A 12695-nucleotide genomic window follows, 5' to 3' on the forward strand; every position below is an offset into this window, starting at 1 on the left:
AAAGGAATGATATTATGTCAGAACGCGTTATCGTCGTTGGTTGCCAGCTCCCCGGTGTCCCGGACCATGTCTATGAAGAATCGGTCGCGGAGCTTGAAGCACTCGTAACGACTGCGCATGGTGTCGTCGTCGGTCGTCTGGATCAAAAACGACAAGCGATTGATCGCCGTACGTTCATCGGAAAAGGAAAGGTTGAAGAACTCGTTGCCTTAGCAGACGAACTTGAACCTGATTTAATCATATTCAATGCCGAGGTCACGCCCGGTCAGATGAAGAATATCCGGATCGCCTTGTCGGACCCGGAAGCGATCAAATTGATCGACCGGACACAGTTGATCCTCGATATCTTCGCTGGACGTGCCCAGTCACGCGAAGGGAAATTGCAGGTCGAACTGGCACAGATGAGTTATCTCTTACCACGTCTTGCCGGGCAGGGAACACAACTGTCACGTCTTGGTGGCGGAATCGGGACGCGTGGACCAGGTGAATCGAAACTCGAGACGGACCGCCGTCATATCCGGCGTCGGGTTGATGAGATCTCGAAACAACTCGAGACATCCGTCGCCCACCGTGCCCGTTACCGGGAACGTCGCAAAGAGAACCAGACATTCCAAATCGCGCTCGTCGGTTATACGAATGCCGGCAAATCAACGATCTTCAACCGGTTGACACAGGCCGACACATACGAGAAGGATGAGTTGTTCGCGACGCTCGATCCGTTGACACGTCAAGTCGATTTGCCAGAAGGTGGTCAAATCCTCCTGACGGATACGGTCGGTTTCATTCAAGATCTCCCGACGAAGTTGATCGCGGCGTTCCGTTCGACACTCGAGGAAGTGCTGGAAGCCGACTTGATCCTCCATGTCGTTGATGCGTCGAGTGAGCATTACTTGAATCAGATGCAGACGACGAACGATGTCCTCGATGAACTCGGTGCCGGTGACATTCCGCAACTCGAAGTCTACAACAAGAAGGATCAATTGAACCGCTTGTTCACAGGTGGAAAACTGCTGATTTCTGCGCTTGACCCGCAGGATATCGAGCGCTTGATCGAAGAGATCGAACGTTCGATCAGCGAAATCCTCGAGTATCTCGAGATTCGCATTCCAGTTGACGGATTTGCCCATTACAATCCGGCGAAAGAAGTCATGATGAATTTGAAGGAATCGTTCGAAGAAGATGGTTCCGTCATTCTAAAAGGTTACTTGCGTAAAGATACGCGTCTATACGCGACATTGAAACAATACGAGGTGTAAACATGTTTTCAGAATTAACCCATTACGAAACGCTCCGTCCGCTCATTGACCGGGCGGAGGAACAGATCGCCCCGTACGTCAAGAAAGCGCAAGAGGTCGCGGAATACAATCAATTCCGTGTCCTCGATGCGTTCCGGCGTCACAAGGTCAGTGATTTTCACTTCATGCCGTCAACAGGTTACGGCTACAACGATGAAGGACGCGATACGCTCGAACGGATCTATGCCGATGTCTTCGGTGCGGAAGCCGGTCTTTGTCGTCCGCAAATCATTAGCGGAACCCATGCGATCGGTATCGCGTTATTCGGTTTGTTATTGCCAGGAGACGAATTGCTCTATATCACAGGAAAACCATACGACACGCTTGAAGAGATCGTCGGAATTCGTGGTGACGGACGCGGTTCATTAAAGGAACTGGGCGTCCAGTATGATGTCGTCGAGATGAAAAACGCCGAGACGATCGACGTACCGGCCGTTCTCGAACGGATCACACCGCAGACGAAGGTCGTCGGGATTCAGCGTTCAAAAGGGTATGCGACGCGACGCAGTCTGCCGGTCAACGAGATCGGAGAAGCGATCGCCACCATCAAAGCTGTCCATCCGCACGTACTGATCTTCGTCGATAACTGCTACGGTGAATTCGTCGAGACAATCGAACCGACGCACGTCGGGGCAGACTTGATGGCAGGGTCGTTGATTAAGAATCCGGGTGGTGGTCTTGCGAAGACTGGCGGTTATCTCGTCGGTCGAACGGACTTGATCGAACGGGCATCGTTCCGGATGACGACGCCAGGGATTGGCGCCGAAGCCGGTCCATCGTTATCCGCACTTCCGGATATGTATCAAGGTTTCTATATGGCACCACATACGGTGAGCCAAGCGTTGATGGGCGCGATGTTCACGTCGAGCATGCTCGGTCAGTTCGGCTTTGATACGGCACCGCATCATACGGCAGAACGGACGGATTTGATTCAATCGGTTTCGTTCCATGCGCCGGAGCCGATGATTGCCTTCTGTCAAGCGATTCAAGCTGCTTCACCCGTCAATGCACATGCGTTACCGATTCCGGATTATATGCCGGGATATGCGGACGATGTCATCATGGCAGCAGGAACATTCGTACAAGGATCATCGATTGAGTTGTCAGCGGATGGTCCGATCCGTGCGCCCTATACCGCGTACGTCCAAGGTGGTTTGACGTATAGCCACGTTAAGATTGCCATCATCTCAGCCGTCAATCACTTGATGGAAAAACAATTAATTCCAGAAAAAAAAGTTTAATACTAGAATATCTCGTGAAAAGACCTCTGAACGACTTCATGTAAAGTGATTAAAAAAGTTGTGTTAACTTTTCTTACATCGCTTGACAAGTTGCCTGACAGAGGTTTATTCTCATGGAGTAAGGAAAAAGGAGGAACCACATGGCAGACTCATCACGCCAGTCCAAGCCACTATTTCCCATCGGAGTCGTTCAAGAGTTGACCGCGTTATCTGCCCGCCAGATCCGATACTACGAAGAACAAGGACTGATCAAACCGGAGCGGACAGAGACGAAGCGTCGCCTCTATTCGTTCAACGATGTCGATCGTCTGTTGTCGATCAAGGAATACCTGGATCAGGGACTGAATATCGCAGGGATCAAATTGATTTTTGAAAACGATCTCGTCAAACGCGAACGCGTTGCGGAGAGCGTCGTCGAGACGCGCCCGGAACTATCTGACGGCGAATTGTATAAACTCCTGAAAAATGAATTGAAGGAAGCAGGACGACATGGAAAGACGTCGCTCATCCAAGGTGAGCTCGGGCGTTTCTTCAAGTAAGGACCTGTAACCATATAAAAACGAATCGGAGAGGGGATTTGTCACATGACACGTCGCAACATTACACGAGAAGACATTTTGAAAATCGCTAAAGCTGAGGATGTACGCTTTATTCGCTTACAGTTCACAGATATCCTCGGAACGATCAAGAACGTTGAGATTCCAGTAAGCCAATTGGAAAAAGCACTTGATAACAAAATGATGTTCGATGGTTCATCGATCGAAGGATTCGTTCGAATCGAAGAATCAGATATGTATCTCTTCCCAGACTTGAACACATGGGTCGTCTTCCCATGGACAGAAGATGGAACAGGGAAAGTTGCACGTTTAATCTGTGACATCCACAATCCGGATGGCACGCCGTTCGCAGGAGACCCACGTGGTCAGCTCAAACGGGTACTTAAAGAGATGGAAGAGCTCGGTTTCTCATCATTCAACGTTGGACCAGAGCCAGAATTCTTCCTCTTCAAGAAAGATGAAAAAGGTCGTCCGACACTTGAATTGAACGACCAAGGTGGATACTTCGACCTCGCACCAGTCGACCTCGGCGAAAACTGCCGTAAAGAGATCGTCATCGAGCTCGAGAACATGGGCTTTGAAATCGAAGCATCACACCATGAAGTTGCTCCAGGTCAACACGAAATCGACTTCAAATATGCGGATGCGATCACGACAGCGGATAACATCCAAACGTTCAAACTCGTCGTCAAGACGATTGCTGCGAAGCACAACTTGCACGCGACATTCATGCCAAAACCACTCTTCGGTGTCAACGGATCAGGCATGCACGCGAACATGTCGCTTTTCAAAGGCAACGAGAACGTCTTCTTCGATGAAGGCAACGAAGACATGCAATTGTCGGATGATGCACGTGCCTTCACGGCAGGTATCCTCAAACACGCTCGTGCGTTCACAGCCGTTTGTAACCCGACAGTCAACTCATACAAACGTCTTGTTCCTGGCTACGAAGCACCTTGCTACGTCGCATGGTCAGCACGTAACCGTTCACCACTCGTCCGTGTTCCTGCAGCACGTGGACTCTCGACTCGGATCGAAGTTCGTTCAGTCGACCCAGCAGCGAACCCGTACCTTGCGCTTGCGACATTGCTCGCTTCAGGTCTTGACGGAATCAAGAATAACTTGAAAGCACCGGCTCCAATCGACCGTAACATCTACGTCATGGACAAGCCGGAACGCGTTGCGAACGGAATTGATGATCTTCCATCAACACTCAGCCACGCACTCGAAGTCTTGAAAGCGGATGACGTCGTCATGCACGCTCTCGGCGATCACATCGCAGAACACTTCGTTGAATTGAAAGAAATCGAATGGGATATGTTCCGGACGCAAGTCACGGAATGGGAACGCGATCAGTACATGGTCTTGTTCTAATCCAACTCAAGCACTTCTGGACTTTTGTCCGGAAGTGCTTTTTTCATGTCGTCGACAGGGATTGAGTCAAGGATGTGGAAAGATACAAGAGTACAAAGAAAGGGAGACGATACATCATGAAAAAAGGATATGAAGGCAAAGAGATTACGGTCTATTTTGATTCGGAAGTCTGCATTCACTCTGGTCATTGTGTACAAAGTCTACCAACTGTCTTTGATGTCAAGCGGCGTCCATGGATTGAAGCGGACGGGGCGCCGGTCGAAGACGTCATGCGGGTCGTCGACGGTTGTCCGAGCGGCGCCTTATCTTACGAACGGAGGGAAGCAAATGGAGCTGAAACGAGCGGAACGTAAAATCGAAGCCCATCAGGAAGGTGAAGTGATTGGGGAAATCACTTACAGCGATACGAACAACGGCATGTGGATCATTGATCACACATACGTCGATCCCGCGCACCGCAATCAACAGATTGGGGAACAACTCGTTGTCGAGATCGTCAACTGGGCACGAGAAGCAAACGTCAAGCTGTTACCGTTATGTCCGTTTGCGAAAAAAGAGTTTGAACATCAATCCGATTATCAGGACGTACAAGCAAATACGTGAACACAAAAATCTCCTCTAGTCTCTCAAGACCAGAGGAGATTTTTTCGAGTCATTGTTTATGATCCCTGACTTTCATTTTGCGAGAAACCATCATCGTACCGAAATAGGCGATGACGTACAACACAATCAATCCTTGTTTTAGCAGATAAGGTAGATCCATTTGACTCGCGATTATAAAAATGACGCACAGCAATATCAAATAGGGTATGAACTGCTTATTTGGCATATCAGGACCTCCTTCACTATCCATTTATTTCTATTATAAGGATAACACAAGAGATGCATCGAAATAGGCTAAAGATGAATGACTTGCTTATAGATACAATCGTAGAAACGCCATCGTGACAACACCAGTCACGACCGTCCAGGATAAACTTTTACTGAAAATCGCGACCGCCATGGTCGGGAGGGCGGCGAAGACATGAAGCGTCGAAACCGTCGGAAACGCCTCGTCTTGCGCGATAAGTAGATTTTGAAAGAAAAGGGCACCGAGCAGGCAGACCGGAATGAACGAGAGCCATTCTGTTACGAAGCGCGGTAACGTCAGTCCATGAAGGACGAGAAACGGTAAGACGCGTGGAATCCATGTGACGAGTCCACAAGCTAAAAAAAGAGCAATTAATTCCGGGCGGATTTCCATCGTGTGATCACGACTCCTATACTTGCACCACCGAGCGTCGCGCAAAGAACGGCGACTTCTGGAGAAAAGTAGCGCATGGTTATGTAAAGCAATAGTAAGACAATCAGTAAAAGGCAACTATTCACGGCAATACGGGAACGTTCCCCTTCAAACTGTAAGTACAATAAGCCGATGAACATCGCTGTCAGGGCAAAATCGAGACCGAAGCGCTCGGGATCAGGGAACCAGCTGCCGACAAGGGCGCCGAGAACGGTTGCGACGATCCAGCTGAAGTAAGCAGTCAGATTCAAGCCATGCATGAAGGACGGGGAGAGCTTCCCTTTTTGCGCAGTGTTCATCGCGACAGCGAACGACTCATCCGTTAGTAGCGTTCCGGTACCGAGGCGGTCGCGGAGATGCCGTGTCTCAACATGTGGCGCAAGCGTCAGACTCATTAACAAGTGCCTGAGATTGACGATGAACGTCGTCAGAATGATGGCAGAAGCAGGACCATTTAAGAGTAAGAGACTCGTGATGATGAACTGAGCGGCGCCGGCATAGATGAAGACGGACATGAATCCGACTTCAAGAGGGGATAAGCCGGAGGCACGACCGACGATCCCAGCTGAAAAACCGATGCCGATATATCCGAGGACAGTGGGTAGACAGGCACGGACGCCTGCTTGAAAGGCTGATGACATTCGATTCCTCCTCTTTTTTAAGAGCATAGCACTCATGCGGAATATCGTCACCAACTGGTCAATATTTTCATCGTTTTTTTCGACATACTCGGCTTGATTTAGTGGTAAAGAGTAAGTGGTACGGCAAAAATCAGATTGGTAAAGGAGCGTTTTTCATGCACAAATTAATGAAAGATTCAAACCGGTTCGTGTCAGACATGGTCGACGGACTCGTACTAGCTCACCCTGATTTGTATAAGAAGGTCGAAGGTGTTAATGTCGTCGCACGGAAAGTACCGCTCGATGGAAAAGTCGGTCTTGTCTCTGGTGGAGGAAGTGGTCACGAACCCGCACATGCTGGATTCGTTGGGGACGGTATGCTTGCTGCTGCTGTCTGCGGGGAAGTCTTCACGTCACCGACACCGGACATGGTGCTCGAAGGTATCAAGGCAGCCCATGGTGGAAAAGGTGTGTTACTCGTCGTCAAGAACTACTCGGGTGACGTCATGAACTTCGATATGGCGAAGGAACTCGCTGAACTCGAGGACATCGAAGTCGACACGGTAATCGTCAATGATGACATTGCTATCAATAAAGAGGAAGACCGTCGTGGTGTCGCGGGAACCGTCTTCGTCCATAAGATTGCTGGTGCTGCAGCTGCAGATGGAAAATCACTGAGTGAAGTCAAAGCAGTCGCGGAAAAAGTCATCCAGGGCGTTCGTTCGATCGGAATGGCACTCTCGCCATGTTACATGCCGGAGAGTGGCAAGCCAGGCTTTGAGTTGCATGATGACGAGATGGAGATCGGAATCGGGATCCACGGTGAAAAAGGACTCGAGCGAAAAGCGGTCGCTTCCGTGGATGCGATCGTTAAAGAGTTGCTCGATCGTCTGACGAAAGAGGTACCAGACAAAAAAGTTGCCGTCATGGTGAATGGGATGGGTGGAACACCAGAATCCGAACTGTATATCACGTATAAATACGTCGCGGAAGAACTTCAGGCACATGGTTACGAGATTGCCCGTTCGTTCGTTGGAAACTATATGACGTCGCTCGAGATGCACGGATTCTCAATCACGCTCTTACCAGTGGATGATGAACTGCTTGGGTATCTCGATGCAGAAACGAAAGCGATTGGATTCTAATTTAGATAAACGGGGTGTACAAAGATGAAGTTGACGACGGAACAGTTACGAAGCGCGCTCATCAAAGCAGCGGAACAGATCGAACAGCACAAGGATGAATTGACGGACCTTGACCGGGAAATCGGTGACGGGGACCACGGGATCAATATGTCACGTGGCTTCCAAGCAGTCCAAAAGACGTTAGAAGAACACGGCGAGTATGAGGACTTAGGAGCTTTGTCGAAAGAGGTAGGGATGACGCTGATCAAGACGGTCGGTGGGGCATCCGGTCCTTTGTACGGCACGGCATTCGTTAAGTTCGCTGGTGCGTTCAAAGGGAAAACGGAAGTCGAAGGTGCAGAACTCGCGGATGCTTTCCATGAAGCGACGGAAGGCATCAAATCGCGTGGGAAATCGGAATTCGGTCAAAAGACGATGGTCGATATCTGGACACCGTTCCAAGAGGCGCTCTCGCAAGAAGAGGATTTGAAAGCGGCAATCGATCAAGCGCTTGCTGATACGAAAGCGCGCATCGCAACGAAAGGACGCGCGTCTTACTTCGGTGAAGCGACGGAAGGCGTCCAGGACCCAGGAAGTCTATCGAGTGCGTTGTTACTTGGCGAAATCGCGGAGGTGCTTCATGGTTAATCTTGTACTCGTTTCCCATAGTGAAAAGCTCGCGACTGGACTAAAGGAACTGCTGGCAGAGATGGCGCCGGATACACCAGTCTTAATAGCAGCAGGTCTTGAGGACGGTAGCATCGGAACGGACGCGACGCGCATCGAAGAAACATTGAATACACTGGACGACGATGGAGTCGTCTTAACGGATATCGGTTCTGCGACGATGAACACGGAACTGGCCCTTGAACTATATAGTGGCGAACGGACGGTTCGGTTTATCGACGCACCACTCGTCGAAGGCGCGTTTTTAGCGGCAGTCTTAAGCGGACAGTCGAAATCCGTTGATGAGATTGAAGATGGATTGAAAAAAGAATTTAGCAAATAAGGAACAGATTCCCCTTTGCGATTAGGCGAAGGGGGATTTTTTTAATGAAAGATGATCGTCGATCTCATGCGTGACGACTTAAAACGATGAGAGCCATTTTTCTAACCACTCTCTAGGTAAGCGAATTGTAGCTAAATCAATGGTTTGTAATTCATTTAGAGAATAACTGTTAGCAAGATAAAGATCCCATTGTGCATCGATATCGTTCGCTACTTCAGTCGCTTGCTCACTTAACGGATAGCTCCCACGTCCGTCGGTTGCGATATGGTAATGATTGTTATGGTACACGTCGGTCATGTAGCGGTAACACCAATCCGCCAGTTCTTCATGTGTGATGTTGCCATCCAGCGCGTCCTGAATGCATGCTTTTAGTTGTTGATCCGAATAGGTAAGATTCATGATACACCCCGCATTATGTTTGTATAGAATAGTGAAAACCCGGTCCCTCTGCAAAAGGGACCGGGTCAATTGTTTTATTTTGATGGTTTGAAGACCATTGTCGCTTCCACTGCTTTTTGCCATCCGGCATAGCGTTGTTCACGATCGTCTTCTTTCATCTCTGGTTTGAACTGGTGATCCAGCTTCCATTGTTTTTTGATCTCCGCTTTATCTTTCCAGTAACCAACAGCTAATCCAGCAAGGTAGGCTGCACCAAGTGCTGTCGTTTCGTTGATTTCTGGACGATCGACAGGAACGCCGAGGATGTCCGATTGGAACTGCATCAAGAAGTTGTTCGCTACTGCACCACCGTCGACACGAAGTGTCTTCAGTTCGATACCAGAATCTTGTTCCATCGCTGTCAACACATCGCGTGTTTGATAAGCGAGTGATTCAAGCGTTGCACGAACGAAGTGTTCCTTATCTGTTCCGCGTGTTAATCCGAAGATTGCCCCGCGTACATCTGAATCCCAGTATGGCGCACCAAGACCAACGAAGGCAGGAACGACATAAACACCGTCTGTTGAGTCGACTTTCGTTGCGTAACCTTCTGAATCTTTCGCATTTTTCAGCATCCGGAGTCCATCACGGAGCCACTGGATCGCAGAACCAGCGACGAAGATAGAACCTTCCAGCGCATATTCCACTTTTCCATCGACGCCCCAAGCGATCGTCGTCAAGAGTCCATTATCAGAAGAAACGGCTTTCTCACCTGTGTTCATGAGCATGAAGCACCCTGTTCCGTATGTGTTTTTCCCTTCACCCGCTTCGAAGCACGTTTGACCGAAGAGTGCTGCTTGTTGGTCACCCGCAATACCAGCGATTGGCACTTCGTAACCGAAGAAGTGATACGGTACCGTTTTGTCGTAGACTTCACTCGACTGACGAACTTCTGGCAACATGGAAGCAGGAACACCTAGGATATCGAGTAACTCTTCATCCCATTTTTGTTCGTAGATGTTATACATCAATGTTCGTGAAGCGTTCGTGTAGTCCGTGATGTGCGTTTTTCCACCAGACAGTTTCCAAACGAGCCACGTATCGATCGTACCGAAGAGCAATTCACCGTTCTCTGCTTGCTCACGTGCACCTTCGACATTGTCGAGGATCCATTTAACTTTTGTGCCAGAGAAGTAGGCATCAATCAGAAGTCCTGTTTTGTCGCGGAACTTCTGGTTCAAACCTTGTTCTTTTAAGTCGTCACAGATACCAGACGTTTGACGCGATTGCCAAACGAGTGCGTGATAGACCGGTTTACCTGTTTCTTTGTTCCAGACGACCGTCGTTTCACGTTGGTTCGTGATGCCGATTCCAGCGATTTGCTCAGGTTTGATATCTGCTGTCCCGAGTGCTTCGGCCATGACGGCAAGAATCGAACCCCAGATTTCGTTTGCATCATGCTCGACCCAGCCTGGTTGTGGGAAGTACTGTTTGAATTCCCGTTGTGCCGAGTTGACGATTTTCCCATCGTGATCGAAGATGATTGCACGTGAGCTTGTCGTACCTTGGTCGAGTGCTAGGATATACTTGTTTTCCATTTCGAAATCCCCCTTGAGCGGTATGTGTTAGTGAGACGTGATCTTAGTAGATCAATTGATAGATGAACACGGCAATCGCTCCACCGATGATCGGACCGACGACAGGAATCCATGAATAGCCCCAGTCAGATGAACCTTTATTCGGAATCGGTAGGATAGCGTGCGCGATACGCGGTCCAAGGTCACGAGCCGGGTTGATGGCATACCCTGTTGTACCACCGAGCGAGAGACCGATGACGACGACGAGTAAACCGACGATGAGTGGTTTTAAGCCATCTCCGAACGTTGTTAAACCGAGTGCCAAGATACCGAAGACGAGAACAAATGTCCCGATGATCTCAGAAATCAAGTTCGACGGCGTATGACGAATCGCTGGACCTGTTGCGAATACACCGAGTTTTGCAGCTTGATCATCAGTCGCTTCAAAATGTTTCATGTAATGAAGCCAAACGAGAATGGCGCCGATGAAAGCTCCGACAAGTTGTCCGGCAATGTAGATCGGAACGTCTGCCCACGGTAGGTCAGAGTTCAAAGCAAGTGCGATCGTCAATGCGGGGTTCAAGTGTGCTCCACTTTCAGCAGCGACGAATGCTGCTGTCATGACGGCAAGACCCCAAGCGAACGTGATGACGATCCATCCGCTGTTTTCCGATTTCGTCTTTTTCAAGACGACACCGGCGACGACTCCATCCCCGAGCAGGATGAGGATCATCGTACCGATCATTTCCAATACAAAGTTATTCATGCAAAAACCCTCCCTTTGGATTAAAGCAGATAATGGCCTTTCTACTTTAAATTACTCCGAATTGAGAACGTTTTCAATACATATAATTGAAATATAGGAATGGAAATTTTTTATTTTGATGTTTAAAGATACGAAAAAGTGGATAAGAAAACACCTCATTCTGCTTGCAAGCAAGCAAAAGAGGTGTTACCGACGACGTTTTTTTCTTTTTTTAGGTCGAAACCAACTGCTGGAATAATCTAGTAGAATATGAATCGTACTCGCCACCATGATACCGACGACGAATGCAGGCAAGGAAGCGAACCACGAATCAATCGTAGCAGAATCAAGAACCTGAAAATATAGACTTAAAAATAGTAGCGGAATCAGAATCGCAGCACTATAAAGAAGCCGGATAATGTCTCCGATGATCAGTCCATGTGACCAGATCGAGCGATGGGGCATGATTTTGACGTACGGCATCCAAAGGACTCGAAATGGTCCAAAGCGATAATACGGTTCTGACTTTAAATCGAGGTCGGGTGACAACCAAAGGGTACCGACAGCGATACCGATGGCGGTTGGTAACCAATCGGTTTGTTGCGTTGCGACCGAATACGCAACGTAACCCGTCAGTGCGACGGTATTGACGGTATCATGTACATTTCCTGAAGGCATGAAAAAAGACCAGTCGTAACTGGTCCCTCCGTCAATGAATCGTCCGATACACGCCGATTACCTTACCAAGAATGGAGACATTATCGAAATACATCGGATCCATCGAGTCATTTTCTGGTTGTAGACGTACCTGTTGATCTTCTAAGAAGAACCGTTTCACCGTCGCTTCGCTATCTTCGGTCATAGCTACGACGATTTCTCCGTTTTCTGCTGTGTTTTGTTGGCGCACGATGACACGATCGCCGTCTAGAATACCTGCGTTAATCATCGATTCACCATCGATCATCAACATGAAGACCGTCTCATTTCCTACATAATGTGCAGGGAGCGGGAACTGTTCTTCGATGTTTTCAATCGCTGTAATCGGAAGACCCGCTGTGACTTTCCCGATGACGGGAACATGGACGATGGCTTCCGTGATTTCTTCAGGCTTATCAAGCAATATCTCAATCGCACGTGGTTTCGTCGGGTCACGGCGAATCATTCCCCGTTTCTCGAGTCGATCCAAATGACCGTGTACCGTCGAGCTAGACGCGAGTCCGACTGCTTCTCCGATTTCACGAACTGATGGTGGATACCCCTTCAGTTTCACTTCAGAGACGATGTAGTCGAGAATCTCTTGTTGGCGCTTAGACATTTTCCGCATACGAATTGCCACCTCTTTCTGGATTGAAGTTTGAAATGTAAGAATATATGTTTCTAGATTCACTATAACATAGAACAAATGAGCGTACAAACAATTGTTCGACATTTTGTGTTGACCGAACACGGGTTCTGTGTTTATTATGAGTTATGCGAACAATTGTTCCGCGAAC

The 12695-nt window shown here is 48.8% G+C and carries 16 protein-coding genes; 9 read left to right on the forward strand and 7 right to left on the reverse strand.

The window, feature by feature from the left end; all coding sequences use genetic code 11:
- Window positions 1–14 precede the first annotated feature (14 nt).
- From hflX to KNQ09_RS02175, 6 genes are all read left to right on the forward strand, one after another.
- Complete coding sequence (gene hflX, locus KNQ09_RS02150) at window positions 15–1256, forward strand: GTPase HflX (protein WP_034785946.1); 1242 nt, start codon at window positions 15–17, stop codon at window positions 1254–1256.
- Between the two features lie 2 nt (window positions 1257–1258).
- Window positions 1259–2536, forward strand: a complete 1278-nt coding sequence (locus KNQ09_RS02155; RefSeq protein ID WP_214857185.1) for a methionine gamma-lyase family protein — start codon at window positions 1259–1261, stop codon at window positions 2534–2536.
- Window positions 2537–2676: 140 nt separating this feature from the next.
- Window positions 2677–3075 (forward strand): MerR family transcriptional regulator, encoded by a 399-nt coding sequence (locus KNQ09_RS02160; RefSeq protein ID WP_023467758.1) that lies wholly within the window; start codon window positions 2677–2679, stop codon window positions 3073–3075.
- Window positions 3076–3120: 45 nt separating this feature from the next.
- Window positions 3121–4467 (forward strand): type I glutamate--ammonia ligase, encoded by a 1347-nt coding sequence (gene glnA, locus KNQ09_RS02165; protein ID WP_023467759.1) that lies wholly within the window; start codon window positions 3121–3123, stop codon window positions 4465–4467.
- Between the two features lie 116 nt (window positions 4468–4583).
- The gene (locus KNQ09_RS02170) at window positions 4584–4820 is read left to right on the forward strand and encodes a (4Fe-4S)-binding protein (RefSeq protein ID WP_058713286.1); all 237 of its coding nucleotides are present in this window, start codon (window positions 4584–4586) and stop codon (window positions 4818–4820) included.
- A complete protein-coding gene (locus KNQ09_RS02175; protein ID WP_214857187.1) occupies window positions 4795–5070 on the forward strand; it encodes a GNAT family N-acetyltransferase in 276 nt (91 codons plus the stop codon). The genes KNQ09_RS02170 and KNQ09_RS02175 overlap by 26 nt, the downstream gene beginning before the upstream one ends.
- A 313-nt stretch (window positions 5071–5383) precedes the next feature.
- Here KNQ09_RS02175 and KNQ09_RS02180 read toward each other — a convergent pair whose 3' ends face one another.
- Both KNQ09_RS02180 and KNQ09_RS02185 read right to left on the reverse strand, forming a co-directional pair.
- A complete protein-coding gene (locus tag KNQ09_RS02180; protein WP_214857188.1) occupies window positions 5384–5710 on the reverse strand; it encodes an AzlD domain-containing protein in 327 nt (108 codons plus the stop codon).
- On the reverse strand, window positions 5689–6390 hold the full coding sequence (locus KNQ09_RS02185) for an AzlC family ABC transporter permease (RefSeq protein WP_023467762.1): 702 nt from the start codon (window positions 6388–6390) through the stop codon (window positions 5689–5691). Before KNQ09_RS02185 ends, KNQ09_RS02180 begins: the two co-directional genes overlap by 22 nt.
- A 155-nt stretch (window positions 6391–6545) precedes the next feature.
- Between KNQ09_RS02185 and dhaK the strand changes: the two genes are divergently transcribed.
- The 3 genes from dhaK to dhaM are packed head-to-tail and all read left to right on the forward strand — an operon-like array spanning window position 6546 to window position 8502.
- Entirely contained in the window at window positions 6546–7514 is a 969-nt protein-coding gene (gene dhaK, locus KNQ09_RS02190; protein WP_214857189.1) for a dihydroxyacetone kinase subunit DhaK, read from the forward strand.
- Between the two features lie 24 nt (window positions 7515–7538).
- Entirely contained in the window at window positions 7539–8141 is a 603-nt protein-coding gene (dhaL, locus tag KNQ09_RS02195; protein WP_214857190.1) for a dihydroxyacetone kinase subunit DhaL, read from the forward strand.
- Entirely contained in the window at window positions 8134–8502 is a 369-nt protein-coding gene (gene dhaM / locus KNQ09_RS02200) for a dihydroxyacetone kinase phosphoryl donor subunit DhaM (RefSeq protein ID WP_023467765.1), read from the forward strand. The genes dhaL and dhaM overlap by 8 nt, the downstream gene beginning before the upstream one ends.
- 78 nt (window positions 8503–8580) lie before the next feature.
- Here the strand turns inward: dhaM and KNQ09_RS02205 are convergent, their stop codons facing one another.
- From KNQ09_RS02205 to lexA, 5 genes are all read right to left on the reverse strand, one after another.
- Window positions 8581–8901: a hypothetical protein gene (locus tag KNQ09_RS02205; protein ID WP_133208040.1), complete on the reverse strand. Its 321-nt coding sequence runs from the start codon at window positions 8899–8901 to the stop codon at window positions 8581–8583.
- A gap of 74 nt (window positions 8902–8975) precedes the next feature.
- Window positions 8976–10478, reverse strand: coding sequence for a glycerol kinase GlpK (gene glpK / locus KNQ09_RS02210; protein WP_214857191.1), 1503 nt, complete (start codon window positions 10476–10478; stop codon window positions 8976–8978).
- Window positions 10479–10521: 43 nt separating this feature from the next.
- A complete protein-coding gene (locus KNQ09_RS02215) occupies window positions 10522–11223 on the reverse strand; it encodes an MIP/aquaporin family protein (protein ID WP_023467768.1) in 702 nt (233 codons plus the stop codon).
- Window positions 11224–11409: 186 nt separating this feature from the next.
- Window positions 11410–11880, reverse strand: a complete 471-nt coding sequence (locus tag KNQ09_RS02220) for a metal-binding protein (protein WP_047391185.1) — start codon at window positions 11878–11880, stop codon at window positions 11410–11412.
- A 31-nt stretch (window positions 11881–11911) separates the two neighbouring features.
- Entirely contained in the window at window positions 11912–12526 is a 615-nt protein-coding gene (gene lexA / locus KNQ09_RS02225) for a transcriptional repressor LexA (protein ID WP_214857192.1), read from the reverse strand.
- Window positions 12527–12695: the final 169 nt, after the last annotated feature.

Source organism: Exiguobacterium sp. s191, assembly GCF_018618955.1.
GTDB lineage: Bacteria > Bacillota > Bacilli > Exiguobacteriales > Exiguobacteriaceae > Exiguobacterium_A > Exiguobacterium_A abrahamii.

Bases quoted from the DNA above. Each gene is read 5' to 3' on its own strand.
- KNQ09_RS02180 (WP_214857188.1), bottom strand. From the start codon at position 5,710: ATGGAAATCCGCCCGGAATTAATTGCTCTTTTTTTAGCTTGTGGACTC.
- KNQ09_RS02170 (WP_058713286.1), top strand. From the start codon at position 4,584: ATGAAAAAAGGATATGAAGGCAAAGAGATTACGGTCTATTTTGATTCG.
- hflX (WP_034785946.1), top strand. From the start codon at position 15: ATGTCAGAACGCGTTATCGTCGTTGGTTGCCAGCTCCCCGGTGTCCCG.
- KNQ09_RS02160 (WP_023467758.1), top strand. From the start codon at position 2,677: ATGGCAGACTCATCACGCCAGTCCAAGCCACTATTTCCCATCGGAGTC.
- dhaK (WP_214857189.1), top strand. From the start codon at position 6,546: ATGCACAAATTAATGAAAGATTCAAACCGGTTCGTGTCAGACATGGTC.
- KNQ09_RS02220 (WP_047391185.1), bottom strand. From the start codon at position 11,880: ATGCCTTCAGGAAATGTACATGATACCGTCAATACCGTCGCACTGACG.
- dhaL (WP_214857190.1), top strand. From the start codon at position 7,539: ATGAAGTTGACGACGGAACAGTTACGAAGCGCGCTCATCAAAGCAGCG.
- KNQ09_RS02175 (WP_214857187.1), top strand. From the start codon at position 4,795: ATGGAGCTGAAACGAGCGGAACGTAAAATCGAAGCCCATCAGGAAGGT.
- dhaM (WP_023467765.1), top strand. From the start codon at position 8,134: ATGGTTAATCTTGTACTCGTTTCCCATAGTGAAAAGCTCGCGACTGGA.
- glpK (WP_214857191.1), bottom strand. From the start codon at position 10,478: ATGGAAAACAAGTATATCCTAGCACTCGACCAAGGTACGACAAGCTCA.
- glnA (WP_023467759.1), top strand. From the start codon at position 3,121: ATGACACGTCGCAACATTACACGAGAAGACATTTTGAAAATCGCTAAA.
- KNQ09_RS02215 (WP_023467768.1), bottom strand. From the start codon at position 11,223: ATGAATAACTTTGTATTGGAAATGATCGGTACGATGATCCTCATCCTG.
- KNQ09_RS02185 (WP_023467762.1), bottom strand. From the start codon at position 6,390: ATGTCATCAGCCTTTCAAGCAGGCGTCCGTGCCTGTCTACCCACTGTC.
- KNQ09_RS02155 (WP_214857185.1), top strand. From the start codon at position 1,259: ATGTTTTCAGAATTAACCCATTACGAAACGCTCCGTCCGCTCATTGAC.
- lexA (WP_214857192.1), bottom strand. From the start codon at position 12,526: ATGCGGAAAATGTCTAAGCGCCAACAAGAGATTCTCGACTACATCGTC.
- KNQ09_RS02205 (WP_133208040.1), bottom strand. From the start codon at position 8,901: ATGAATCTTACCTATTCGGATCAACAACTAAAAGCATGCATTCAGGAC.